The 23,454-nt window shown below is 51.4% G+C and carries 20 protein-coding genes and 1 tRNA gene; 11 read left to right on the top strand and 10 right to left on the bottom strand.

Features of this window, described 5'->3' with window-relative positions:
- Positions 1–514 precede the first annotated feature (514 nt).
- On the bottom strand, positions 515–709 hold the full coding sequence (locus G482_RS0106915; protein ID WP_028449428.1) for a hypothetical protein: 195 nt from the start codon (positions 707–709) through the stop codon (positions 515–517).
- A gap of 703 nt (positions 710–1,412) precedes the next feature.
- Here G482_RS0106915 and G482_RS0106910 point away from each other — a divergent pair.
- From G482_RS0106910 to G482_RS0106895, 4 genes are read left to right on the top strand one after another with little or no spacing between them, the layout of a single operon-like run.
- Entirely contained in the window at positions 1,413–2,426 is a 1,014-nt protein-coding gene (locus G482_RS0106910) for a cyclic GMP-AMP synthase DncV-like nucleotidyltransferase (protein ID WP_028449427.1), read from the top strand.
- Entirely contained in the window at positions 2,423–4,156 is a 1,734-nt protein-coding gene (locus G482_RS19500; protein WP_028449426.1) for a ThiF family adenylyltransferase, read from the top strand. Before G482_RS0106910 ends, G482_RS19500 begins: the two co-directional genes overlap by 4 nt.
- Positions 4,153–4,659, top strand: a complete 507-nt coding sequence (locus tag G482_RS20915; RefSeq protein WP_051258806.1) for a Mov34/MPN/PAD-1 family protein — start codon at positions 4,153–4,155, stop codon at positions 4,657–4,659. The genes G482_RS19500 and G482_RS20915 overlap by 4 nt, the downstream gene beginning before the upstream one ends.
- Entirely contained in the window at positions 4,628–5,809 is a 1,182-nt protein-coding gene (locus G482_RS0106895) for an SAVED domain-containing protein (RefSeq protein ID WP_034619151.1), read from the top strand. Before G482_RS20915 ends, G482_RS0106895 begins: the two co-directional genes overlap by 32 nt.
- 54 nt (positions 5,810–5,863) lie before the next feature.
- Here the strand turns inward: G482_RS0106895 and G482_RS0106890 are convergent, their stop codons facing one another.
- The 5 genes from G482_RS0106890 to dcd all read right to left on the bottom strand — a co-directional run bounded on the left by G482_RS0106890 (position 5,864) and on the right by dcd (position 12,433).
- The gene (locus tag G482_RS0106890) at positions 5,864–6,553 is read right to left on the bottom strand and encodes a hypothetical protein (RefSeq protein ID WP_028449424.1); all 690 of its coding nucleotides are present in this window, start codon (positions 6,551–6,553) and stop codon (positions 5,864–5,866) included.
- Positions 6,550–9,888, bottom strand: coding sequence for a hypothetical protein (locus tag G482_RS0106885; protein WP_028449423.1), 3,339 nt, complete (start codon positions 9,886–9,888; stop codon positions 6,550–6,552). Before G482_RS0106885 ends, G482_RS0106890 begins: the two co-directional genes overlap by 4 nt.
- Positions 9,885–11,288: a tyrosine-type recombinase/integrase gene (locus tag G482_RS0106880; protein WP_028449422.1), complete on the bottom strand. Its 1,404-nt coding sequence runs from the start codon at positions 11,286–11,288 to the stop codon at positions 9,885–9,887. Before G482_RS0106880 ends, G482_RS0106885 begins: the two co-directional genes overlap by 4 nt.
- Before the next feature lie 368 nt (positions 11,289–11,656).
- A tRNA-Gly gene (locus G482_RS0106875) sits at positions 11,657–11,727 on the bottom strand.
- A gap of 130 nt (positions 11,728–11,857) precedes the next feature.
- Positions 11,858–12,433 carry a dCTP deaminase gene (gene dcd / locus G482_RS0106870; RefSeq protein ID WP_028449421.1) on the bottom strand — a complete coding sequence of 192 codons (576 nt, stop codon included), beginning with the start codon at positions 12,431–12,433 and terminating at the stop codon, positions 11,858–11,860.
- 165 nt (positions 12,434–12,598) lie between these two features.
- On the opposite strand from dcd, the gene G482_RS0106865 reads away from it, so the two are divergent.
- From G482_RS0106865 to G482_RS0106850, 3 genes are all read left to right on the top strand, one after another.
- A complete protein-coding gene (locus G482_RS0106865) occupies positions 12,599–13,057 on the top strand; it encodes a peroxiredoxin (protein ID WP_028449420.1) in 459 nt (152 codons plus the stop codon).
- Between the two features lie 57 nt (positions 13,058–13,114).
- Positions 13,115–14,518 carry a PhoH family protein gene (locus G482_RS0106860; RefSeq protein WP_028449419.1) on the top strand — a complete coding sequence of 468 codons (1,404 nt, stop codon included), beginning with the start codon at positions 13,115–13,117 and terminating at the stop codon, positions 14,516–14,518.
- A gap of 288 nt (positions 14,519–14,806) precedes the next feature.
- Positions 14,807–15,166 carry a carboxymuconolactone decarboxylase family protein gene (locus G482_RS0106850; RefSeq protein ID WP_034619149.1) on the top strand — a complete coding sequence of 120 codons (360 nt, stop codon included), beginning with the start codon at positions 14,807–14,809 and terminating at the stop codon, positions 15,164–15,166.
- A gap of 86 nt (positions 15,167–15,252) precedes the next feature.
- On the opposite strand, the gene G482_RS0106845 is transcribed toward G482_RS0106850, so the two are convergent.
- Positions 15,253–16,035 (bottom strand): RNA methyltransferase, encoded by a 783-nt coding sequence (locus G482_RS0106845; RefSeq protein WP_051258805.1) that lies wholly within the window; start codon positions 16,033–16,035, stop codon positions 15,253–15,255.
- 71 nt (positions 16,036–16,106) lie between these two features.
- On the opposite strand from G482_RS0106845, the gene G482_RS0106840 reads away from it, so the two are divergent.
- Both G482_RS0106840 and G482_RS0106835 read left to right on the top strand, forming a co-directional pair.
- On the top strand, positions 16,107–16,889 hold the full coding sequence (locus G482_RS0106840) for an inositol monophosphatase family protein (RefSeq protein WP_028449416.1): 783 nt from the start codon (positions 16,107–16,109) through the stop codon (positions 16,887–16,889).
- 282 nt (positions 16,890–17,171) lie between these two features.
- Positions 17,172–17,930: a pyridoxine 5'-phosphate synthase gene (locus tag G482_RS0106835; RefSeq protein WP_028449415.1), complete on the top strand. Its 759-nt coding sequence runs from the start codon at positions 17,172–17,174 to the stop codon at positions 17,928–17,930.
- Between the two features lie 76 nt (positions 17,931–18,006).
- Here G482_RS0106835 and G482_RS0106830 read toward each other — a convergent pair whose 3' ends face one another.
- From G482_RS0106830 to G482_RS0106820, 3 genes are all read right to left on the bottom strand, one after another.
- A complete protein-coding gene (locus G482_RS0106830) occupies positions 18,007–18,351 on the bottom strand; it encodes an ArsC family reductase (RefSeq protein ID WP_028449414.1) in 345 nt (114 codons plus the stop codon).
- Positions 18,352–18,440: 89 nt separating this feature from the next.
- Positions 18,441–19,586: a PilT/PilU family type 4a pilus ATPase gene (locus G482_RS0106825; protein ID WP_028449413.1), complete on the bottom strand. Its 1,146-nt coding sequence runs from the start codon at positions 19,584–19,586 to the stop codon at positions 18,441–18,443.
- A gap of 26 nt (positions 19,587–19,612) precedes the next feature.
- A complete protein-coding gene (locus G482_RS0106820; RefSeq protein WP_028449412.1) occupies positions 19,613–21,274 on the bottom strand; it encodes an AMP-binding protein in 1,662 nt (553 codons plus the stop codon).
- Between the two features lie 220 nt (positions 21,275–21,494).
- Between G482_RS0106820 and rimP the strand changes: the two genes are divergently transcribed.
- The gene (gene rimP, locus G482_RS0106815; protein WP_028449411.1) at positions 21,495–21,929 is read left to right on the top strand and encodes a ribosome maturation factor RimP; all 435 of its coding nucleotides are present in this window, start codon (positions 21,495–21,497) and stop codon (positions 21,927–21,929) included.
- 48 nt (positions 21,930–21,977) lie between these two features.
- Positions 21,978–23,450, top strand: a complete 1,473-nt coding sequence (nusA, locus tag G482_RS0106810; RefSeq protein ID WP_028449410.1) for a transcription termination factor NusA — start codon at positions 21,978–21,980, stop codon at positions 23,448–23,450.
- Positions 23,451–23,454: the final 4 nt, after the last annotated feature.

Here is a 23,454-nt window from a genome sequence, read left to right as displayed (position 1 = left end):
TGCATTTGTTTAATCGGTTTGCATATTTATCCTTGAGCTCTTCCTACTGGGCTGCTGTGTCTATGCTAGTTTCAGGATTGCAATAAATCAGCCTTTCGTCAGTCGTCGTGGCAACGCTCTACAGACATGTGGTCATCACGCGCTAATCAATAGTAAATTTTATGGGTGCAGCATCCTCAATGGTTTCGGTATGGCGACTCGGAGCAATACATTTGACGACGCTATGAAGACGCCATCCCAATACTTTTGATAATTATGATTAAATATTCATTATTAAATTATCTGCACCAATAAGATGACACAATAATCCTTACCAGCAAAAAATCGTCAAGCACTTACTCGAGGTCACCGAGCCAATAAAATAAATTTGGATTGTGGCATAGCCGTCCGTTTGTATCGATTGCATTCTCGCCATCTGGATGTAGTACGCCGTCAAAATCTAGGTATAAAAAATGAATGATTTCTGTTCCATAACTCTCACGCCGACCGACAAGTAACCACGAAAGAGTTGCGTTTAGCTGCCGCGCCGTGCGCGACATCGCTCAAGTTCTTTTCTGAGAGTGTCGATTTCGGCTTGCATGGCAGCGGCACTTTTTAGTAGCTGAGCAATCTGATACCAGTAGGCGTAACCTAGGTCCCCATCTGCCAATGCTAGCTCGTGGATTTTCTTCAGCGCTATATCCAAGTTTATAACGTTATCTTGCGGCATATTGTCCAGTCTCCTTTTGATGGGACTACTCTACCTGATTACCCCCATATTCGTGAAATGCGATTAAGTTTTTCTACTCACGATGACCAGCTACGTGCTCATCGAAAATGCGATAAGCTTGAAGATAAAATTAATTTTAATTGAGGGTAGATGTTAATGAGTGCCACTTGCATTTGTTCTTCATGTTTTCCGATAAGGACTTGCGAAGATGGGCACGCGAAGCAAACGGTTCGCGAGGATGTGATGCCTGAGCTGGATGCGCCCCCCCCCCGAAATGCAAGTTAGGTAAGTAATGCGAGTTGATTTGTCTACTCAATCAGGACAAGCTCATTGCTCACTAAGTTTCGGGGGCATCGCTACGACACTTATGCTGCCTGCCGAGCTGTTTCTGTAGAATAAAGTGCACCTTGAGTGTTCAGACAAATAACAAAGCGCTAGATAGTAATCGGGCTGTTGCCATAGGTCAGAGGTTAAATCTGCATCTCATCTTTGTGATAGCTTTGCTCTGAACCGGATGAAACCACTTGGGCTAAGCTCGATGTCTAATGTCGAATGAGGAAAAAAATCCACATCTCAAGACAATAAATTAAGCGAGTAGTAACCGAGTTTTAGTCCACTTGAAAGACTTGAGTTCAGCATCATATTAGGTTTAAGAAGGTTGCTAAACCAAAAAACCGCCAATTTCCTTGATTCTGGAGGGTGTATGCCGGCAGTACAGAAACAGTTCGAAGATTTTCATCGCGTCATCTGTTTTGATGAGGATGACGAGAAGGCTACCCTCCGTGAAAAGCGTAATACCATCATTAAGGCGCTGAAAGCCAAGCTGAGTGATGATGTCCCATCGTTTACAAGTTTCAATCAGGGCAGTTACTCAATGCATACAGGCGTGGTGCCTCTAGATGGTAACTTTGACATTGATGTTGGTCTTGTATTTGACTGCGCACCTGACAAGTACCCTGACCCAGTAGCACTTAAGAAGCAGGTGCGTGATGCGGTGGACTCGAATTTCCGCACTGTTGTGATCCGTCGGCCGTGCGTGACCGTCAACTACATCAGCGATGGTGAGATTGCTTACCACGTTGACTTGGCTGTTTACACCAAGAGCAGTGAAGGTAAGCTTTACTTAGCCAAAGGCAAGGAAAATTCAGCTGATGAACATCGTATATGGGAGGTCTCCGACCCACAAGAGTTGACCAAGCTTGTCTGCGACAAGTTCGAGGACTCTGACAAGCGGGCCCAGTACCGCCGCTGTATCCGCTACCTCAAACGCTGGCGGCAGGTTCAGTTTAAGGGCGCCGGCGCGCCGCTGAGCATCGCCCTCACTGTCGCTGCACTTCACTGGTTCAAACCGAACTTCGGCACGTCTGGTAAGCCGGTCGACATCCTCGCGATGCTGGACTGGGTCAATACGATGCTGGGCCAATTCAGCTACGAGTTCAGTCAAAACGATGGTATGCATCTGCGTCTGAAGGTTGCATTGCCAGTGGAGCCGTATTCCGACCTGATGGCTAAACGAACCGCCACGCAGATGAAGAACTTCATGGAGAAGCTCGAGCTACTTCGTGACGCACTGCAGACGGCGTACGACGAGGACCTGCCAGAAGACGCCTGCAAGCACCTGAAGAAGCAGTTCGGCGACGGCTTCAAGGTGCCCGAGAAGTCCGAGACCGCCAAGGCGGTTTCGGCTGCAGTAATCAGCACCGGGAACTCTGCATGACGGAGTCTGCCATCGAGGCGGCCGACCCCACGAAGGTTGATGCCACATTCGAGGCTGTCATGAAAGCTTGTGGCTTGCGTGGCATCGAGGTCGTCCGCTTAGACGGCACTGCACCGAATTGTCTGGGGGTCGAGCTAACAGGTTCAACGCGCATTTGGCCTGTGTACGTCGATTGCGACGAGGCCCAGTTGCGGCTGCCGAGGGTCTGGACTCTGCCCCCGGAGGAGCCTCTCGCACATGTTAGCTACTCCGGGGTAGTGTGCATCGACGACGGTCAGGGGCTGTCGCTCGACCCAAGCCGTCCGGCAGACATAGTGGCGCACACGGTTCTCAAAGCATATGACCTGCTTGAGAGCTCCGCAGTGGATGCATCCACCGGCCACATCGAATTCTTCAACGAGCTTGAGGGGTACTGGCTGCACCTGCCGGACTCATTGCGGTCCCGCTCCTACTTTGAGGTCGATGGAAACTCGCGCATGGTCAAGGGGTTCGTGGATTCGAAACTTGGCAAGCCGAAGTGGTATTTCGTGGAGCGAGACGCCGAGCTACCCTGGGAAGTAAAAGACAACAAGCTCGCGGGGCAGCGTGCCTTGTACGTTCACGTTGACGCGCTGGCGTTGCCGCCCGCGCAGCCGGACAGGCTGACGGCCGCGTTCATCGATGATGTTCATCAACGCCTGTCGCCCGACCAACTGAAGCTATGGAACGAGTTGCTAGGCCCGTCTAAGAACTCACCCAAGCGGCTGGCCCTACTAGTGTCAGTGCCTCGCCAAGCTGGGGGCCGCTCGTTGGTCGGCATTACCTTCGGCGCACTCCGCGGGGTCGTTGACAAGAAGTCACCAGTTACGCCGCTAACTATGCGTCGCCTAACCCCCAACTACATGCGTGAGCGAGGTGGCGCATCTCTGGACTTGCTCGGAAAGCACGTAGCCGTGCTGGGTGCAGGTGCCATCGGTTGTGTTGTCATCGATACCCTAGCGGCGGCTGGTGTGGGCAAGCTCACAGTGGTAGACCACGATGTATATTCGGAAGAAAACATCTTTCGACACCTTCTGCAGCCCCTGTACATCGACATTAGCAAGCCGAAGGGCCTACAGCTGGCGCTGGAACGGCGCTACCCGGGCCTGAACATCACGCCGGTCTGCACGACCGCCCAGAAATGGCTCACAACTGCCGACCTCAGCAAATATGACGGTATCGTGGTCGCGTTCGGCGCACCGTCCATCGAGCGCTCATTTTCGCGCTCGTTCAAGGGCACGCGGTTTGACCTGCCTATCGTCTTTACCTGGCTGGAGGCCCTAGACTTGGGTGGGCACTCGGTACTGATGTGGACCAAAGGGGAAGGCTGCCTCGACTGCGCCTATCGCGATGATGAGGGCCAATCATCCTTGGCTTCGCGCACGTCTTTTCTGGAACCAAACCAGCCCGTCACCCGCAATCTCACAGGCTGTGCAGGTGCATTTGTCCCGTTCGGCCCTATCCAGGCTCGGCGCACGGGTTTGCTGGCGACAGAGCACATCCTTTCGGCGATGACTGAGGTGGCTGCGGGTAACCCGGGCCGAGCTGCCTCCTACCGGTTCTGGGTAGGAGAAGGCAGGGTAGCAGCCCAACATGGGCTGCGCACGACACCTTGGTTCCAGTCCGCACGAACGACGCTTCCAGAAGAAGCGACACGGCAGGTGTTCGGCCGGGCGTGCAGCCACTGCCGTGCGCCTAAGGGAGCAGCATGAGGCTGGTTTATCGAGTCACACCGAGCCGGCGGCTCATCATCGTCGAGCACGCTTTGCAGCAAATGCAAGCTTTCGCGCAGCGACGCAGGTGGCACTGCGAGGCCGGAGGAATACTGCTAGGTCGCCACCTACTGGACTCGCACGACGTGGTTGTTGACGAGGTGTCTACTCCTCAGGATAGCGACCGCCGCAGCAGGTTCAGTTTCTTTCGGTCGTCCAAGCACGAATATATCGCGCGCCAGCGTTGGCTGGAGCAGGGGCACACATCGGCCTACCTCGGTTTGTGGCACACGCACCCTGAACTCGACCCGACGCCCAGTAGTGTTGACCGAAGAGACTGGGAGCAGGCTGTATCGGGGGATACGTTTGAAGGCGACCGTCTGTTTTTTCCCATCATTGGCACTCGTAGTATCCGCGTTTGGACTCTGAGCCGCCGAGGCTCGTTTCGAGAATTGAAGTTGGAGAAAAAGATTGGCAACCAAGAAAACCATTGCACCGGCTAAGGCTGTGGTAAAAGCGCCTGCTCATACGAAAGAAACTCGCACCCAGGACCGCGCCCGTATTCCCGTCGAAGTGCGGCGCGACCTTTGGGTGGCGGCTGCCGGTCGCTGTGAATTTCGCGGCTGCTGCAAGCCGGTGGGGCGCGACTTCTTGACCAAGGAAAAAACCTTCACAGGCGAGCATGCGCACATCATTGCGGATAGTCCTGGAGGCGCACGGGGCGTGAAGGGTGAGTCGGAGCGCTTAGCCAAGGACGTCAACAACCTGATGCTGGCTTGCTATGACTGCCACGCTCGTATCGACCGGCACGGTAAAAATAACAAGTTCACCACGCAACAACTCCAAGCCATGAAACGCGAGCATGAGGCCCGTATTCAGCGCATCTACTCCGCCACGGGCGTGCTGGAGAGTTTGCCACTGCTGATGACGTTCCCCATTGGGACGCACGTAACAAACATTGACGTGGAGCAGATTCACTTTGCTATGCTGGAGAACAGCGACTATAAGCTGTTCCCTCGGGGCAGCCACATACACATCAATCGAAGTGACTTTGACTTTCAGGATAATGACCCAGATTTTTGGCCACGAGCAAATAAAGCGCTTACCGACGTCTATAACCGACGTATTCACCCCGAACTCACTGAACGCAATGGTAATGCACACTTAAGCATTGCCGGCTTTGCTCCGATTCCCATGCTGATGAAACTTGGTGTACTTATTGGTGACAAGACGCGTGCCAATGTTATGGACCTACCCAACGATGGTTGGTTATGGGACAAGAGTGACTCGTGCTTTGAGCCTAGCTATGTTTACGATGTGCCAAGAAAACTTCCGCGTGAAGTATCGGTGGTTGTTAGCATTTCCGGTAAGGCTGTACATCCATTTGGTCGGGAGGTCGTAGAGTTCAGTGCAGCAGCTCCAGGCCGGGGCATTATCCGGAAGCAAACGCATCTACTTAGCTTCCGTCGTGAATTCGACAACTTCCTGCTAAAACTAACTAATGCAGGAGTTCGTGTAATGCACCTTCATCCAGCAACGCCATTGTCCGCGAGTATTGAGATTGGTCGTATGCTGTTGCCCAAGACATTTGAGGAGATACATGTTTGGGAATGGCAGGCGCCTGAATGGAAGAAGGCTGTGCAGTTAAAATAGGGCTAATTGCATGAGATAACCTTCTCTCCATAGCATTTGGGGGTAAATTTGTAGCTAATAAGGATTTTTTCCAATACTTTGGTTGGAGTTCACCCATTCTAGAAATGGCTCCGAAGTGCCAGGCTCTACTATTACGTTCTTGCGCAAAGATGCTGAACGGTCAATTATGCAGCCACGGTCCACATCAATACTCATTAGGTCTCTGAAGTGCTCCAACACCAACCACAAGGCTTTGCAGACAAGCGCCTTATCGTTTGATAGCTTTATCAATCTTTCAGTGCTGTCCGAATTTTGCACAGGAGACAGCGTCGTGCCAGCTTGTTTATCTAACAGCTGAAGTTCTATCGCCTTGATATAGTTCCGCAGGCGTTCGTTATCACGCTTCGTGTTCCCTAATTCCAATTCAATCCTATAAATGAGTGCTTGAGCTTTGGGCTCCGATGCCTTGATAGTTTCGGTGCCGGACCGCATGGTCATGAAATTAAGTAGAAAGATTTTATACCGCTCGTTTCGTAGCAGGGTCGTAAAGCTACAGGGGGCACCCTCTGTCATTTCAATTTGTCTAGCAACAGCTTTTGCCAAATCTGTAATGAATTTAAATTCAGCCCGAGTTTTGCGTAATGAAGCAAGGTAACTAGCAATTATTTCCTCGCGTTCCGCTACTACCTTTTCTTGATGTTCACGAAACGGATTCTCGGAGCGGGAACGCGATAGTTTAGTGTCTTGCGATTTGGCTTTTGTCATTTTGAATCGGGGGGTATTAGCTTGAACAGTCGAGGCGGCATCGACTCAAGAAATGAATCAGACTCAAGCATTTCTTTCAGGTCCTCAAGCGTCATTTTATTGGCAGCCACAATTGAGCGAATCAATCCCAATAACTCAGCAGCTGGATTGGTACAAGTTTCCAAATTGAAGGCTGCTCGTATGTTTCCCGTATTTGCTAATATATGCCGCCGCATCAAATCGAATTTCGCACGGATTTGTGGGCTTTCTAGCATAGGAAAAGCCTCGCTTTCTTGGAGGCGAGCTAGTATGTACTCAGTTGCGTTATTGGGAAATGCGGTCTGGCGAAGATTTTTTTCGATAATCTCCGGTTTTTGGATATGCCATGATTTGTTGCTTGCGCCAGATGCAATACGTTGGCGCATCGTTTCAAGTACCTCGACTGCCAACTGCCAAGCAACGAAGTCTTCTGCAAGAATGTCACGTGTTTGTTCTAGTGCATCTAATTCATCTGCCGAGTAATTTTCATCATTTTCTGCTGTTGCTATCCAAGACTCAATTTCAGCAAGTCCTTCGAGCACTTGGCGCGCTTTTGCAGTAATTGCAGGTAGGTGGTCTATGGAACGAACTGCGTATACACAGGGGCCACAACGCCTCCAGCCTTTGAGTTGGCTGACCACATCTGAAGGGCAGTGATTGCCGTATGGGCAGATTTCTGTCTTATTTTCAACCGCTCCTGCGGCCCTAGTTTCGCGCAGGATATCAAGACCTGTTTTATTCGCCTCACCGAAGCCCAGGCTTATACAGCCATATGCGGGAAGCGTTTCTTCAATGTTAGATTTGAGACTTCTCGACAGGTTTGAATTGACTTCATCCGCTTTAATGTAAGCGCCTTTTCGCCTCGGTGAGGCCTTTAACATTTCCTCATATCCATTCTCGTAGCCTTTTTGCTTGAGAACTAAATTCTGGCGTACTTGTTCCGCAAAAGTCTCTTCCTCGTCGGGCACTACGTAATGAGGTACCGTTGCTTCTGTCTGGCCAGTCAAATAGCGGCCAATGAGGTCTGCTGGAAGTAATCCAATCGTGTGAGATATAACACTAGAGCGTGCGCTGTGTGGGGTAATATTTGATTTTATGGCTACTTCACAAATTTGTTGCTGCTTACTTCCGTATGCTTTTAATTGTTCCGCGATGTTAAGGTCGGCATAGCCTACGCCTGTCGGCAATAAGCGAATCAAGCTAAGCTCGCGCTCACCAGTTTGGCCGAGTAAGGCTTGGAGGCCACCAAGTAGCCTAAACCAACAGGAAGAGTAAATGGCATCCGAATGTGGCCTGCCGTCTGAGTAGTATGAAAACAGCGGAAGAATAGTTCCCCACTTGGTTTCGGGATTGTTGTCGTAATAGACTCTCTGGTTGAATCCAGTCTCATCAATCAGTGAACGCCATGTTTTTTGAAGCCGAAGCACTTCGATAACTCTAAAATTAACAAAAGGAGTCCAGGCAGCTGATTTTGTTTTGTCGGTATTGACGTAGAGCTCGGCAAATTCCCTGCTGTCCTGAGCATCAATTCGCCGGTCGAATGTATCAGCGTCAAGCCACTGCACATGTTGTTGACGTAAGCCGGTGTACAGCGAAACAAGAATTTGATGTAGGGCATGAGGATGTGGGACTTTTATAGTCCCCACTCCTTTCAAAACCTTAGCTTGCGCATAGAAAACATTAGGAATCCACCTGAGTGGATATGTTTTTCCCTTGTGAAATAATACAGGGACATAGCCAAGTGTATTTTGTAGAGAAATACAGTCGATTATTGTTCGGCTTGAGTCGAAACCTATTAAGGCCTTGTCGCAAATTTCTCCTGATACCAATCGTTCCAGTATGACGCTCGAAAATGCCACCAGCGTTTCAATGTAGGACAGAAAAAGACAAAAAATACGACGTGGAATCGGCCGCTTATTTGTACCGGTAGATTTTTTCTGGGCAGGGTAGTCGTACTTACTAAGCGGTTGGCGGAAATTATTTGACCCTGGCAAGGAATTGCAGTGTTGCTCAATAAATTCAAACAGTATTTCAATTTGTTTAAGATTTGCATAATGACTCGAAGCTTCCCAATTACGAGTTTGAGCCAGTTTCTCTAAAAACTCGACCAAAGATAATGGTCGCTTTTGGTTTTCAAGTAGCCCAAGATATGAAACAAAAACTCCAGAAACGAGTTTTTCCGGTGTTGAAGGGAAATTGAATGCGAAGTCAGGATTGTCTGCATACCAATAGGCTAAATAGCCAAACAGGTAGATATTGAAGAATCCCAGTGCATGGATGCGATTTTTTTTCTTCTCCAGTCGGCCTCTTATTAAGAAGGCACGTTCAATAGTTACCCAATTACCTGCATAATTTTGAAGGTCTAATTCAAGCCCCGGTAGGATTTCAATTTTTGCAAGCACTTCCGGTGCAAATGTTGCGGGGCTTTGTGACAAGGCATGTTCAAGGAGATTTGTGTGCCTAGTTTCGAGAGTCCGAACAAATGCTCTACATAGTTTGGAATTAGAAAGAGTTGCAAGCCAGCCAGCCGCATTTACAGGTGAATTCTCGCCATACTTACGCTCAAGCATGTCTGCCATCATTAACAGACTAAGGGTTGGATACCCAGAGAACTGTGTTTTGTCGTTAGCGACTTTAAGTGCCAGCATGTCTTGATAATTGACATCGGCTAGTTCTAGCCAGCCTCCGCAAATTATGAGTCGTTGTACCATCCAAACGAATCGTTCTCGCTGTTTCGGAGTGTAGGCAAAAAAAACTTTGTCAGTCTGCTGTGCTCCTTCACGGGGATTTACTGAGCGTAAGAGCCTGAGTAGCTCTGGCAGCCGCTCCAAGGGGCATATCTCGCAACGTCCTAAAATTTTGTGTGTTTTGCTCTTTTCAAGTTTTATTGGCCATTTAAACAAATAGGGCAGAACTATTGCTCGACGAATGTGCAAAGCGACTAGGAAAGTTAAAAATCCTCTGCGTAGCGCTGGCAGATGTGCCTTTCGATACTGAGTCGTGTCCTCTATCAGCGTCACAGCTGCATACAGACTAGGAGGACAATTACCTTTTTCTATAGATATGAATGCGTATACGTCGTTCACATAAAGATGGTCGAATTTATCGGTGACATTTCGCAAAATATATTGCTCAACGAATGCGGAAAAAGCTACAGAATGATGGTTCTTCGTCGTAACTGTGTTTAGTTCTAGATGTTGAAGGCTATATGCTTCCAATAACCATTTACTAGCGTCTTTTAGTGCCGCAACAATACTTAAATGGAGTTCCATGTCGGTTTGAATGAATACAATTTCACCTTTTGTAGTATTTATCATTCACCTGTTTCCTCCAACAATCTGGCCTCAACCTCTGAAAGCCGATGCAACAAGGCTTGACGCTTTAACTCATTAACAGAACGGGTTTTTCCATTGCCAAAGACCATTAGATTTGCATACGCTAACTCGGCGTCGAGAATATCCCTGTCATAGCGGGCGTATTTTGCAGTGTCCTTTGCTTGGCAATGGCCCATGAGTTTCTGTACAAGGCCAAGCGGAAGGCCGTACGTTCCGTCGGGACGTGGAAAGTAATTCAGTAGATAAGTTCCATACATGTGCCGTAGTGAATGAGGTCCATTGATTCGTTCTATTCCACTAAGACGAATTGCCCGCTTTAAAACCCCATTTCGAGAAGACGCTGCGGCTAGGAAGTAGGGTTCTCCCTGGTTTTCCTTATTGCAGATGTACTGAAATACAAATTCGTGTCTTCCGTGGGGTATATATTCGTGCCGAAGATATAAGGCTAAGGCTTCAAAAAACATCGTTGCAAAGGGGTCAATGAGCAAGGTGAGTTGTGTTGCTCTACCTTTCCAAACTAACTGGTCGCGCTCTTTTGGGCTGAGTGCTAGATAAGACGGACTATTCAGGCGGCAATTGGGGTCTACTAACTTTACAGTTCGCGCAGTGGTATCTATGTCTTGCCATAGTAATTGCAGAGCTTCACTTATCCGGCAGCCGCTTGAAGCGCAAAAAGCATACAAGGCCCTGTCACGATGGGTCGTCAAGTTAGCTAGGACGTCACCAACTCGATTGAAAGGAAAGGCTTGCTCCTGGTCGTAGCTTATGTCGGGCGCAGAGGTCGGTAAAATGCCTTCCTCAATCCATTTCGGCCCACCAGCAATTACCCCGGCCAACATTGAGTTGTTAACCATCGCATTTCGCTGGAAGAGTGGAATCTTGCTCTTTTTACCGATACCTACGAACAGCCCGCGCTCTTCAACTAAGAAGGGAATAACGACGCCCTTGTTGGTCATTTCGAGGATTTGTTCACGAACCCGCTCGGAGAGCTTCAAGAAGCTTTTAATCGCGGCGTGTTTAGTTGCAGATGAGCGCTTGGAGTTTCTTGGAGAAGGCAGTGTGTTATTCACTCGACGCGCAATTTCTTTCCCCGAGTCAGCGCCGAATACAAGATATTCGTCGTAAGCTGCAATCACATCTGCTAAGTCGTTATGGCTTACGTTCCCATCCCGACCCGTCGGGGTTTCAACCGATGCCTCGAAAAGGTAATCGAAAAACTCGGCAAGCCATCTGCAATAGTTGCTTCTAGTGTTTACTGAGTTGCGTTCAAGTGTCTTGGCAAAGATATCGAAGGCTCGGATTGGGGCCCCGTCACTGTCGAGTAATCGCCAAGACTTCTTGCCGTGTAGGCTTGTCTTAATAAGAGTTATGTTTTTAAACATTGCGCACTTACCTAATGAATAATCCAATAGGTAAAGGCTAAGTCAATATTCTTTATTTCGCCATTAGAGCGAGACTTGCAAACATTCTTTTTCTAATTATACATTTACCGTTAAAAACACGATTCTGGTAGTGAATGACTCATAGGTGAAGTGGGCTTGATTGGTGTAGTAAATTTCGCTCAGGCCTGATTCTAGTTGGAGTTTTTAGGTGTTAACTTGCAACTATTTAGCTTAAAAATAGTTAATAGATATTAACTTTCTAATTTAGTCAAAATAGAACGCTGAGCTGATGAACGGTAGAAAAAGTCTTATCAGGAGGGGAAGTTGGCGGTCGTTATCGCTAAATGAGAAGCGAAGGAAAATTGATGAGCGGGTGAAGGGAATCGAACCCTCGTATGCAGCTTGGGAAGCTACCGTTCTACCATTGAACTACACCCGCAGTGACCATTTTACGTGGGTCCTCAATATGCATTTAATCTAACCTGCAATAAGAACCCACGGCACAAGCTTGGGAAGCTTGGGTATTACCATTATACGACGCCCGCGAAAGCAAGCATTATAGCAGCATTTCAGGTTTTGGGTAGCGTTACGCCGTGTTGGCCCTGATATTTGCCGCCACGATCGCGGTAACTGGTTTCGCAGATGTCATCGGCATCAGCTTCAAAGAACAGCACTTGCGCCACACCTTCATTGGCATAGATCTTGGCTGGCAGCGGAGTGGTGTTGGAGAATTCCAGCGTCACATAGCCTTCCCACTCCGGCTCGAACGGGGTTACGTTCACAATAATGCCGCAGCGGGCGTAGGTGGATTTGCCCAGACACACCGTGAGCACATTGCGCGGAATGCGGAAGTATTCCACCGTGCGCGCCAGCGCGAATGAATTTGGCGGGATAATGCAATAACCCTTGCCCGATACATCTACAAAGCTATTTTGGTCGAAGTTTTTCGGGTCAACGATGGTGGAATTCAGATTGGTAAAGACTTTGAATTCGTCGGCGCAGCGGATGTCATAGCCATAGCTAGAGGTGCCATAAGAGACAATCCGCTCGCCATTGATTTCTTTGACCTGGCCCGGCACAAAGGGCTCGATCATGCCGTGCTCTTGCGCCATGCGGCGGATCCACTTGTCAGATTTGATGCTCATGCTGTCACACGCCTGTAAATATTTAGCCCGTATTGTATCTGCATCTTGTATTCGATACTACGCCACCCCAGATAAGCACTACGGGCTGTTGTGTTCCTTGCCTTGGCAGGGCCAATTGCCGAGAATGAAAGAAAGCTAAAACAACATCACGGAGTATGCGTTTACATGTCTTCTGCCACTTGTGCAGCACTGGCTTTACCCACGACCAATGCCGGCCAGTTTGATCTGGCCGCCCTGACCACCCCGCTGGCGGTGATTTATTTTTACCCGAAAGACAATACCCCCGGTTGCACCACCGAAACTGCCGATTTTCGCGATCTGCACGCCCAGTTTCTGGCGGCGGGTGCGGCGGTATTTGGCGTGTCGCGCGATAGCCTAAAAAGCCACGAAAACTTCAAAGCCAAGCTGGGCTTGCCGTTTGAATTGATTTCCGATCCTGAAGAGCAAGCCTGCGAAGCTTTTGGGGTGATGAAACTCAAAAACATGTATGGCAAACAGGTGCGGGGTATTGAGCGCAGCACCTTTGTGATCAATGCCTCGGGCGAGATACTCCGCGAATGGCGCGGGGTGAAAGTCCCCAATCACGCAGCCGAAGTGCTCAGCTTCGTGCAGTCTCTCAAGTAGTCATTCCTTAGCGGCCTTCTGGCCGCTTTTTTGTGCCCACCTTAGGAGGAACGCAGCATGGCGACCAAAAAAACACAGAAAGTCAGCAAGCTGTTTGTGCTGGACACCAATGTGCTGATGCATGATCCAACCTCGCTGTATCGGTTTCAGGAACATGATCTGTTTATTCCGATGATGACGCTGGAGGAACTCGATTCCAATAAAAAAGGCATGACCGAGGTGGCACGAAATGCCCGGCAGGCCAGCCGCTTCATGGAAGAGCTGGTGGCCGGCATGGAGCACAAGCTGCAAGAGGGCGTGCCGCTGGAAGAAGTGAGTAAAGGGCAGGCCACCGGCCGCTTATTCTTGCAGTCCGAAGCCATTACCAGTGTGTTGCCGTCGCAATTGCCGATGGGCAAGGCCGATAACCAGATTCTGGGTGTGGTGCATCATCTGCAGGCCATGCAGCCCAAACGGCAAGTGATATTGGTGTCCAAAGACATCAATATGCGCATCAAAGCGCGCACGATGGGCTTGGCGGCGGAAGACTACACCAACGACAAGGTGCTGGAAGACACCGATCTGCTCTACACCGGCATGCGTGAAATCGACCAGAATTTCTGGGAACGCAATGGCAAAGACCTGGAAAGCTGGCAAGAAGGAGGGCGCAGCTACTGGCGCATTCAGGGGCCGGATGTGACCGAGCTGTATGTAAACCAGATGCTGTTTCAAACTGGCGAACAACCCTTGCAGGCGCGGGTGCTCTCGATTGATGGCAAAAAAGCCGTAATCGAAAGCCTGAAAGACTACAGCCACAGCAAAAACGCCATTTGGGGCATTACCGCACGCAATCGCGAGCAAAATTTTGCACTCAATCTCTTGATGAATCCTGATGTTGATTTTGTGTCGCTCCTGGGGCAGGCCGGGACAGGTAAAACGCTACTCACGCTGGCCGCGTGTTTGGCACAAACGCTGGAAATGAAGATTTACTCCGAAATCATCATGACCCGGGTGACGGTGCCGGTGGGGGAAGATATCGGTTTCCTGCCCGGTACCGAGGAAGAAAAAATGCTGCCGTGGATGGGGGCGCTGGAAGACAATCTGGATGTGCTCAACCAAACCGACAGCGAAGCCGGTGATTGGGGGCGCGCAGCCACGCGGGATCTGATCCGCAGCCGCATCAAAGTCAAATCGCTGAACTTTATGCGTGGGCGCACCTTCTTGAATAAATTCTTGATCATCGACGAGGCGCAAAATCTGACTTCCAAGCAGATGAAAACGCTGATTACCCGTGCGGGGCCGGGCACCAAGGTGGTCTGTTTGGGCAATATCAGCCAGATTGATACGCCTTACCTCACCGAAGGTTCATCGGGCCTTACCTATGTGGTGGATCGCTTTAAAGGTTGGCAGCATTCGGGGCATATTACGCTCACCCGTGGCGAGCGTTCGCGCTTGGCGGATTACGCCGCGGATGTGCTGTAAGTCGGTGGGCAGAAACAAAGCCGAGCGCAAGCTCGGTCAGATTGATGACAAACCCCACTCGCAAAGCGAGGCTCCCCTCAAGGAGGGGACGGGAGGGGTGGGAATAAAATATAAAGGCTGCAAATTCAAGTCTTTATTGCCTAGGCTCGGCTTTGCCGAGACTTGAAAATCGTGATTTCCACTTTGTCAGCAGCCTGGCCGCGCGCAAGCACGGCTTTGTTTTGGCGCAAGGCCGGCGGCCAGCCGAGGTTTTACACTGACTAAGCTGATAAAAACAGGAGAAACAGCATGAGCGAACAACATTATCACCAGATCGTGCGCGAAATCAGTGGCAAGCTGCGCGAGTTTAATCAGGAAATCCCCGATACTGCGCAAGCGTTTGGCGCGCTGACCAAGGCCACCCATACCGACGGGGCGATCAGCAAAAAACACAAAGAACTGATGGCCATGGCGATCGCAATTGCGGCGCGCTGTCAGGGCTGCCTGGGCTTTCATGCCCAGGCCTGCGTAAAACTCGGGGTAACTCGCGCCGAGTTTCTGGAAACGCTGCAGGTGGCGGTGTATATGGGCGGTGGCCCCAGCATGATGACGGCCGCCGAGGCGATGCTGGCGTATGAGGAGTATGGTGGCGAAGTGGCGGCCAAATAAGGTTTGCAAGGCAATACCCGGTGGGGTATCTGCAGGCTAGGTATAATAAAAAGGGGCTTGCAGCCCCTTTTTCATTTTTTTGCCACTTAAAATTTGCGATCAAACTCGGTGGTGGCTTTCAAAATGCCGCGCATGATGTCGACCTCTTCGCGCTCCATCCGCGCGCGGACAAACAGCCGGCGCAGGCGTGGCATCAGCCGCTTTGGCGCATGCGGGCGCAAAAAGCCGATGCGCAGCAGCACTTCTTCGAGGTGTTCAAAGAATTTTTCCAGTGCTTCGTGGCTTGCCAGCTCACGCTCCTCGTCCAGATGTTGCACATCCAGATAATCCTGTTCAAAGCAGCTGGTGCGCAGCTCGTAGGTTAGCACCTGTACCGCTTGCGATAGATTCAGGCTGGAATAATGCGGATTGGTCGGAATCGAAACCCGATGACTGCAAAGGTTAAGCTCATCAATGGTCAGGCCACTGGTTTCGGCGCCAAACACCAGCGCGACTTGTTTATCACTACGCGCGGTGTGGATGATCTCCGGCGCGATTTGCCGTGGGGTTTGCAAAGCTTGTGAGAGCTCGCGCCGGCGGGCTGTGAGCGCCACCTGCATGGTTGTGCCCGCCAAAGCTTCGGCCAGACTACCGACTACTTTGGCATTGGCGAGGATGTCATCCGCGCTGGATGCCAGCGCGGTGGCTACTTCGGATGGAAATTCTTTCGGGTTGACCAGATACAGATCGGTCAGCCCCATGGTTTTCATGGCGCGAGCGGTGGAGCCGATGTTGCCGGGGTGGCTGGTATGGGAAAGCACCACACGAATCTGTGGCAAACAGGCGGTTTCGTCGCCAGCGTGGAGATTTTTATTGATTTCTTTATTCATGGCTGGGTTTATTCTGCGGGCCAAGGCAGGTAGAATATATCCTTAATAACGTTCTTTTAAATCGAGAAACCATGCATCCAATGCTGAACACTGCGGTGCGCGCTGCGCGCCGTGCGGCAACCGTTATCCAACGGGCGTCCAACAATCTGGATTTGATTACCCCTGAAAAGAAAGGCCACAACGATTTCGTATCGGAAGTTGATCGCGCTGCTGAGCAGGCGATTATCGATACCATTCTTGAGGCGTATCCGAATCACGCGATTCTAGCAGAGGAGTCGGGCGCGCGCGGCAACTCCGAGTACGTGTGGATTATCGATCCTCTGGATGGCACCACCAATTTCTTGCATGGTTTCCCGCAATACGCGATCTCTATCGCGCTGGAACACAAAGGCGTGATTACTCAGGCCGTGGTGTATGACCCGAATCGCAATGATTTGTTCACCGCCACGCGTGGTGTGGGCGCATTCCTGAATGATCGCCGGATTCGTGTTTCAAAAGTGCGCGAGTTGTCTGATGCTCTGGTGGGCACCGGTTTTCCGTATACCCGTTTTGAAAACCTGGAAACCTATCTGAATATCTTCCGCGATATGGCGCAAAAAGCCGCTGGCGTGCGTCGCCCAGGCGCGGCTTCGCTGGATCTGGCGTATGTGGCTTGCGGTCGCTTCGATGGCTTCTTTGAGTTTGATCTGAAATTGCACGATATCGCAGCCGGTACGCTGATTGTGCAAGAAGCCGGTGGTCTGGTGACTGACCTGAATGGCGAAGAGAAATACCTTGAGTCTGGCGATGTGCTGTGTGGCACGCCGCGGGTCTTTGGGCAAATGCTGCAAGTGATTCGCAGCCACCGCCAATAAGCGGGCCTTGCGCTGGCCGGAACCCAAGCCGACGCAAGTCGGCTTCAGGCTGCTGACATCGTGGAATAGCAATATTCTTCAAGCCTCGGCAAAGCCGGGGCTAGGGAATATGGCGTTTTATTTATCGCCTTGATGTTTTATTCCCGCCCCTCCTTGAGGGGAGCCTCGCTTTGGGAGTGGGGTTTGTCATCAATCTGAAGCCGACGAAAGTCGGTTTTTTTGTCGCTGCTTTTTTGATTGTGCCGGGGCCGGCTCTTGGGGCGGTTTCGGGCTGGAGTGTTTATGTCTGCTGCAAAACATCCGCGCTGCGCCTTGTCGGTGAATGTGAACAAGGTGGCCTTGGTGCGTAATACCCGCCATTTGGGGATTCCGAGCGTGACCCGCGCGGCGGAGCTGTGCCTGGCCGCTGGTGCGCAAGGCATTACCGTGCATCCGCGCCCGGATGAGCGGCATATTCGTGCTAGCGATGTGGCTGAGCTTGCCGCCCTGATGCAAAACTGGCCGCAGGCAGAGTTCAATATCGAGGGCAACCCCACGCATAATCTGATGGACTTTATCCGCCAATATCGTCCGCATCAGGCGACTTTTGTGCCCGATACGGTGGATCAGTTCACGTCCAATGCAGGCTGGACCTTGCCGCAGGATATGGCGGTGCTGCGCCCCTTGATTGCAGAATGTCGCGCGCTCGGTGTGCGGGTAAGTCTATTTATGGACCCACGTCCGGAAATGATGGCCTATGTGGCCGAGCTAGGGGCCGACCGGATCGAGCTGTACACCGAAACCTATGCCACCGCCTACGGCACGCCCGAGCAAGAGTCCGTGTTGGCGGGCTTTGTGGCCGCTGCGCAAGCGGCTCAGGCCGCGGGCCTGGGCATTAACGCGGGTCACGATCTGAATCAGGACAATCTCACCCGCTTTGTGGCGGCGGTGCCGGGTTTGCAAGAAGTCTCGATTGGTCACGCACTGATTGCTGACGCACTGGAGGTCGGTTATGCGCAAACAGTGCAGGGCTATTTGGCCGCGATTGCACGCGCAGCGTAATTGATGGCGGGTATGTGCTTGTGGCCTTTTATAATTAAAGGCTGCAAGCATATACCCTTGTATTTGGAACTTGAGTTTAGCCTAGGTGCGCGGCATAGAGCTCAGGTTTGAAACCCACTAGGGTGAGCCCGTCACGCTCCAGCACTGGCCGTTTGATCATCGATGGATTGGTCTGCAGTACGGCAATGGCGCTGGCCTGATCGACGACGCTGGCCTTGGTGGCTTCATCCAGTTTGCGCCAGGTGGTGCCTTGCCGATTCAGTACGCTCCCCCAGCCCACTGCGTTGCACCAGCGAGTCAGGTCTTCAATGCTTACACCTTCCTTTTTGAAATCGTGCCAGTGGTAGTCATGGCCGTGCTCGGCGAGCCAGGTGCGGGCTTTTTTAACGGTATCGCAGTTGGGAATGCCGTAAAGATGCATGGGTGTTGTTCCTGATGGCGCGCGCAGATGGCGGCGGTAGAAATAGTTGCGGCGCGAACCAGTCGCGCCGCGGATAAATTGCAGCTGGCTTAGTGCAGCGGCATATCGAAACTGAGGTTGTCTTCGTCTTCGACGGGTTTGTTTTTATTGCTGCGCGCGGCTTCCTGCTCGGCGACGGTTTGTGCGTTATTTACCATCCACGATAGATTGGTGGCCGAGTCGGCATTACGGAGCGCTTCGTCCAGCTCAATCTCGCCAGCGCGGTACATGCGATACAGCGATTGCTCGAAGGTTTGCGAGCCTTCGGCCAGCGTTTGCTCCATCGCCTCTTTAATATCGGAGAGCTCACCGTTGCGAATCAGCTCGGCGATCCGGTTGGTGTTGAGCATAACCTCGACCGCGGGTTTGAGTTTGCCAGTTTTGGTGCGCACCAGTCGTTGCGAAATAATGGCTTTCAGTGAAGTCGACATATCGTAGAGCAGCGATTCGCGCGCTTCTTGCGGATAAAAATTCACGATCCGGCTCAGCGAATGGTAGCTGTTATTGGCGTGCAGGGTAGAAATGCACAAATGCCCGGCCTGTGCGTATTGCATGGCGTAGGTCATGGTTTCCTGGTCGCGGATTTCGCCTAGCATCAGCACGTTGGGCGCTTCGCGCATCGCATTGCGCAGCGCGTCGTGATAGCTGTGCGTATCAGTACCAATTTCGCGCTGATTCACCAGCGATTTTTTGTGCGAATAGATAAATTCGATCGGATCTTCCAGCGTCAGAATGTGACCGCTGTGGTTTTCATTGCGGTGCTCCAGCATGGCGGATACCGTCGACGATTTACCCGAGCCGGTGGCGCCCACCACCAGGATAATCCCGCGCTTTTCCATCACCAAATCTTTAAGCAGCAGCGGCATACTGAGCTCTTCAAGGGTGTCGGCGCGTGGTTTGATGTAACGAGCCACCAGTGCTACGGTACCGCGTGATTTAAAGACGTTGATCCGGAAATTGCCGATTTCGGGCACGGGATAGGCCATATTCATTTCCAGCTCGCGCTCGAATACGGCCACCCGCTCGGGGCCCATGAGCTGGTAAGCCAGCTGTTTGACGTGTTCGGCGCTGAGCACCTGATTGTTCACGGGGTGGCAAGCACCCTGAATCTTGATCACAATCGGGGAGCCAGCGGCCAGAAATAAATCTGACGCGCTACGCTCAGCCATCAACTTAAAAAAAGGCAAAAGATTCATATTGCTCTCAACGCAGGCAGCGCAGGTTAGGGTTGGCGTAATTCTCGCCGCAATATTTTACCGACATTTGATTTCGGCAGGCTATCGCGAAACTCTACGATGCGCGGTACTTTATAGTTAGTGAGGTGTTGGCGGCAATGCGCGATCACCGCTTCGCTGGTGAGTTCAGGGTCTTTTTTCACGATCACCAGTTTGACGGCTTCACCCGTTTTTTCATCGGCGACGCCGATGCAGGCCACTTCCAGTACGCCCGGCATCTCGGCGACGACGTTTTCCACTTCATTCGGGTAAACATTAAACCCAGATACCAGCACCATGTCTTTCTTGCGATCCACGATCTGGAAATAACCGCTTGGCTGCATCACCGCAATATCACCGGTGGCCAGAAACCCATCGGCCCCCAAAACGGCGGCTGTTTCTTCCGGGCGTTGCCAGTAGCCTTTCATGACCTGCGGGCCGCGCAGGAATAATTCGCCCGCTTGCCCGGCCGGTAAAGGCTGGCCATTTTCATCGCGAATCTCGGCGTCGGTTTGCGAAATCGGCAGCCCGATCATGCCATTGTATTCTTTGATATTAATCGGGTTGATTACCGCGGCTGGTGAGGTTTCGGTGAGACCATAGGCCTCCGCCAATGGTACGCCAGTGATGCGTTTCCACTTCTCGGCGACCGCATGCTGGACTGCCATGCCGCCACCTAAGGCTAATTTCCAAGTCGAGAAATCCAGCTTGGCAAACTCGGCATTATTCAGTAGAGCATTAAATAGTGTATTCACACCAGTCATGCAGGTCACAGGGTATTGCGCCATGGTTTTAACGAGGGCGGGAATATCGCGCGGATTGGTGATCAGCAAGTTGGTCGCGCCAATTTTGCTGAACACCATGCAGTTAGCGGTAAGCGAAAAGATGTGATAGAGCGGCAGGGCGGTCACAATGATCTCTTCGCCTTCCTTTACGGCGGGTTTAATCCAGGCGTGCGCTTGCTGCATATTAGCGACGATATTACCGTGGGTGAGCATGGCGCCTTTGGCCACGCCCGTAGTGCCGCCGGTGTATTGCAAGAAGGCTAGATCGTCGTGGGTGAGTTTGGGCTCTTGCAGGGTATGTTGCTGACCGCCTGATAGGGTGTCGTTAAAACGAATATGCCCAGGCAGGGTATAGGGCGGCACCATTTTCTTTAGGTATTTCACCGCCGCGTTGATCAGCCAGCGTTTGGGCCAATCGAGCAAATCGCCGATTTCGGTGACGATCACGTGCTTCACGGTGGTGCGCTCAATCACGGCTTCGAGGGTGTGGGCGAAATTGGCCAAAATCACTATTGCCGCTGCATCGGCGTCTTTCAGTTGGTGTTCCAGCTCGCGCGGGGTGTAAAGCGGGTTAACATTCACGACCACATAGCCGGCGCGCAAAATCCCGAAAACGGCGACGGGGTATTGCAATAAATTAGGTGACATCACCGCCACGCGGCTACCGGCGGGCAATTTCAGGACATTTTGCAAATAGCTGGCAAATTGACGCGATAGCGTATCAAGGTCTTGATAGCTCAGTACTTTGCCCATGTTCACAAATGCGGGGCGCTGGGAGAATTTGCGGACACTACTGGCCATGACTTCGGGGATCGACCCAAATTCATCCAGATTAATCTGATCGCTAACCCCGTCTTGGTAGTTGGCTAGCCATACCTTTTCCATGGTGCTTCTCCTTACAAGTTGGTTGTACTGTAGGGTTAAATCGCGTTTGAATTCAACTCATTTGCTCACCAGTGGTATTTCGTTGACAAAGACTTTCTGATAGAATTCCCCAAAATCTTCATTGTGGCAGGTGCTTAGCGGCGCCCGCTGTGGTGGGAGTGCTTACGAATGGGCGCAAGTATTGCAGCCCATTTTTTGTTTCTGGAGCAAAAATACGGTCATGGCGGTTAATTTACAGTCAGTCTTGGATAACACATTGCCCGCAATGGGTTACGAGCTGGTCGATTTCGAGTTGGGTGCGAATGGTTTGATGCGCATCTTTATCGATAAGGAAGGCGGGGTCACCATCGATGATTGCGTTGAGGTCAGTAATCACCTCACGCGTCTATTTATGGTGGAAGAGATTCCTTACGAGCGGCTGGAAGTGTCTTCTCCTGGGATGGATCGCCTGATCAAAAAGCCGGCCGATTTTGAACGGTTTGCCGGCCAGAAGGTGCGCGTAAAGCTGCGGTTGCCGCTGCCCGATCGCCGCCGCAACCTCGTGGGGTTGCTGAAAGGTTTTATCGACGAATGCGTGGTGGTCGATGTGGATGGCGAGGTGCTGAATCTGCCGTTGTCACAGATTGATCGTGTACGCCTTGAGCCGCAGTTTTAATATCTTGCCCGACTATTTGGCAAAGCATTTCGCCGGAGGAAATAATCAATGAATCGTGAAATTCTGGTGCTGGTAGAAGCACTTGCCCACGAAAAAAATGTTGCGAAGGATGTGGTGTTTACCGCGCTGGAAATGGCGCTGGCTTCAGCAACCAAAAAACGTTACGAAGACGAAGTTGAGATTCGTGTTTCGATTGATCGTCAATCCGGCGAACATCGTAGTTTCCGTGTATGGGAAGTGGTTGAAGATAACGATCACGAAGAGCCGTCACGCCAAATCGCCATCACCGATGCGCCTGATTACAGCGCCGACCTGAAAGTGGGTGATGTGTGGGAAGTTGAGCTCGAGCCAATTGAATTTGGCCGTATTGGTGCGCAAGCCGCCAAGCAAGTGATTTTGCAAAAAATCCGTGATGCCGAGCGCGAGCAAAATCTGAATGATTTCCTGCAGCGTCGCGAGCACATTGTGACTGGCACTATCAAGCGCATCGAGCGCGGTAATGCCATCATCGAGATGGGCAAGCTGGAAGCTGTGCTGCCACGCGATCAAATGATCCCGAAAGAAAACCTGCGCGTGGGCGACCGGGCGAAGGCTTTCCTGTTGCGTATCGATCGCTTGGGCCGTGGCCCGCAACTGGTGCTGAGCCGGGTTGCGCCTGAATTTATGGCCAAGCTGTTTGAGCTGGAAGTGCCGGAAATCGAAAACAACCTGATCGAACTGAAAGGTGTGGCTCGTGATCCAGGGATGCGCGCGAAAATCGCCGTGAAATCGAACGATCAACGTGTTGACCCACAAGGCACATGTATTGGTGTACGTGGTACTCGTGTGAATGCCGTGAGCAATGAGCTGGCCGGTGAGCGTGTAGACATCGTGTTGTGGTCACCGGATGCGGCGCAATTTGCGATCAATGCACTGGCGCCCGCTGAAGTGAATTCCATCATCGTTGATGAAGACAACCACAGCATGGATGTGGTGGTGGATGAAGACAATCTGGCGATGGCCATTGGCCGCGGTGGTCAGAACGTGAAGCTGGCTTCCGAGCTGACTGGCTGGAAACTCAACATCATGACCGTTGATCAAGCCGAGCAGAAACATGAAGAGGAATACACGAAAGTGCGTGAACTCTTTATGCAAGCGCTGGATATCGACGAAGATGTCGCCAACGTGTTGGTGCAAGAAGGCTTTAATACGCTGGAAGAAGTGGCCTATGTGCCATTGAATGAAATGCTGGAAATCGAAGCATTTGATGAAGAGACCGTGAACGAACTGCGCTCACGCGCTCGTGACGCTCTGTTGACGCAAGCCATTGCGCGCGAAGAGAAACTCGAGCATCAAAGCGAAGACCTGAAATCGCTGGACGGCATGACCGCCGAACTGGCTGCAAAACTGGCCGAGAACGACGTACATACCCGTGATGATTTGGCTGAGCTGGCAGTCGATGAATTGACCGAGATGACCGGAATCGATGAAGAAGCGGCCAAACAACTAATCATGAAAGCGCGCGAACACTGGTTCGCTTAATCGA

The organism is Chitinibacter tainanensis DSM 15459, from assembly GCF_000429785.1.
GTDB classification, from domain to species: domain Bacteria; phylum Pseudomonadota; class Gammaproteobacteria; order Burkholderiales; family Chitinibacteraceae; genus Chitinibacter; species Chitinibacter tainanensis.
This window is presented reverse-complemented; position numbering and strand designations above follow the sequence as displayed.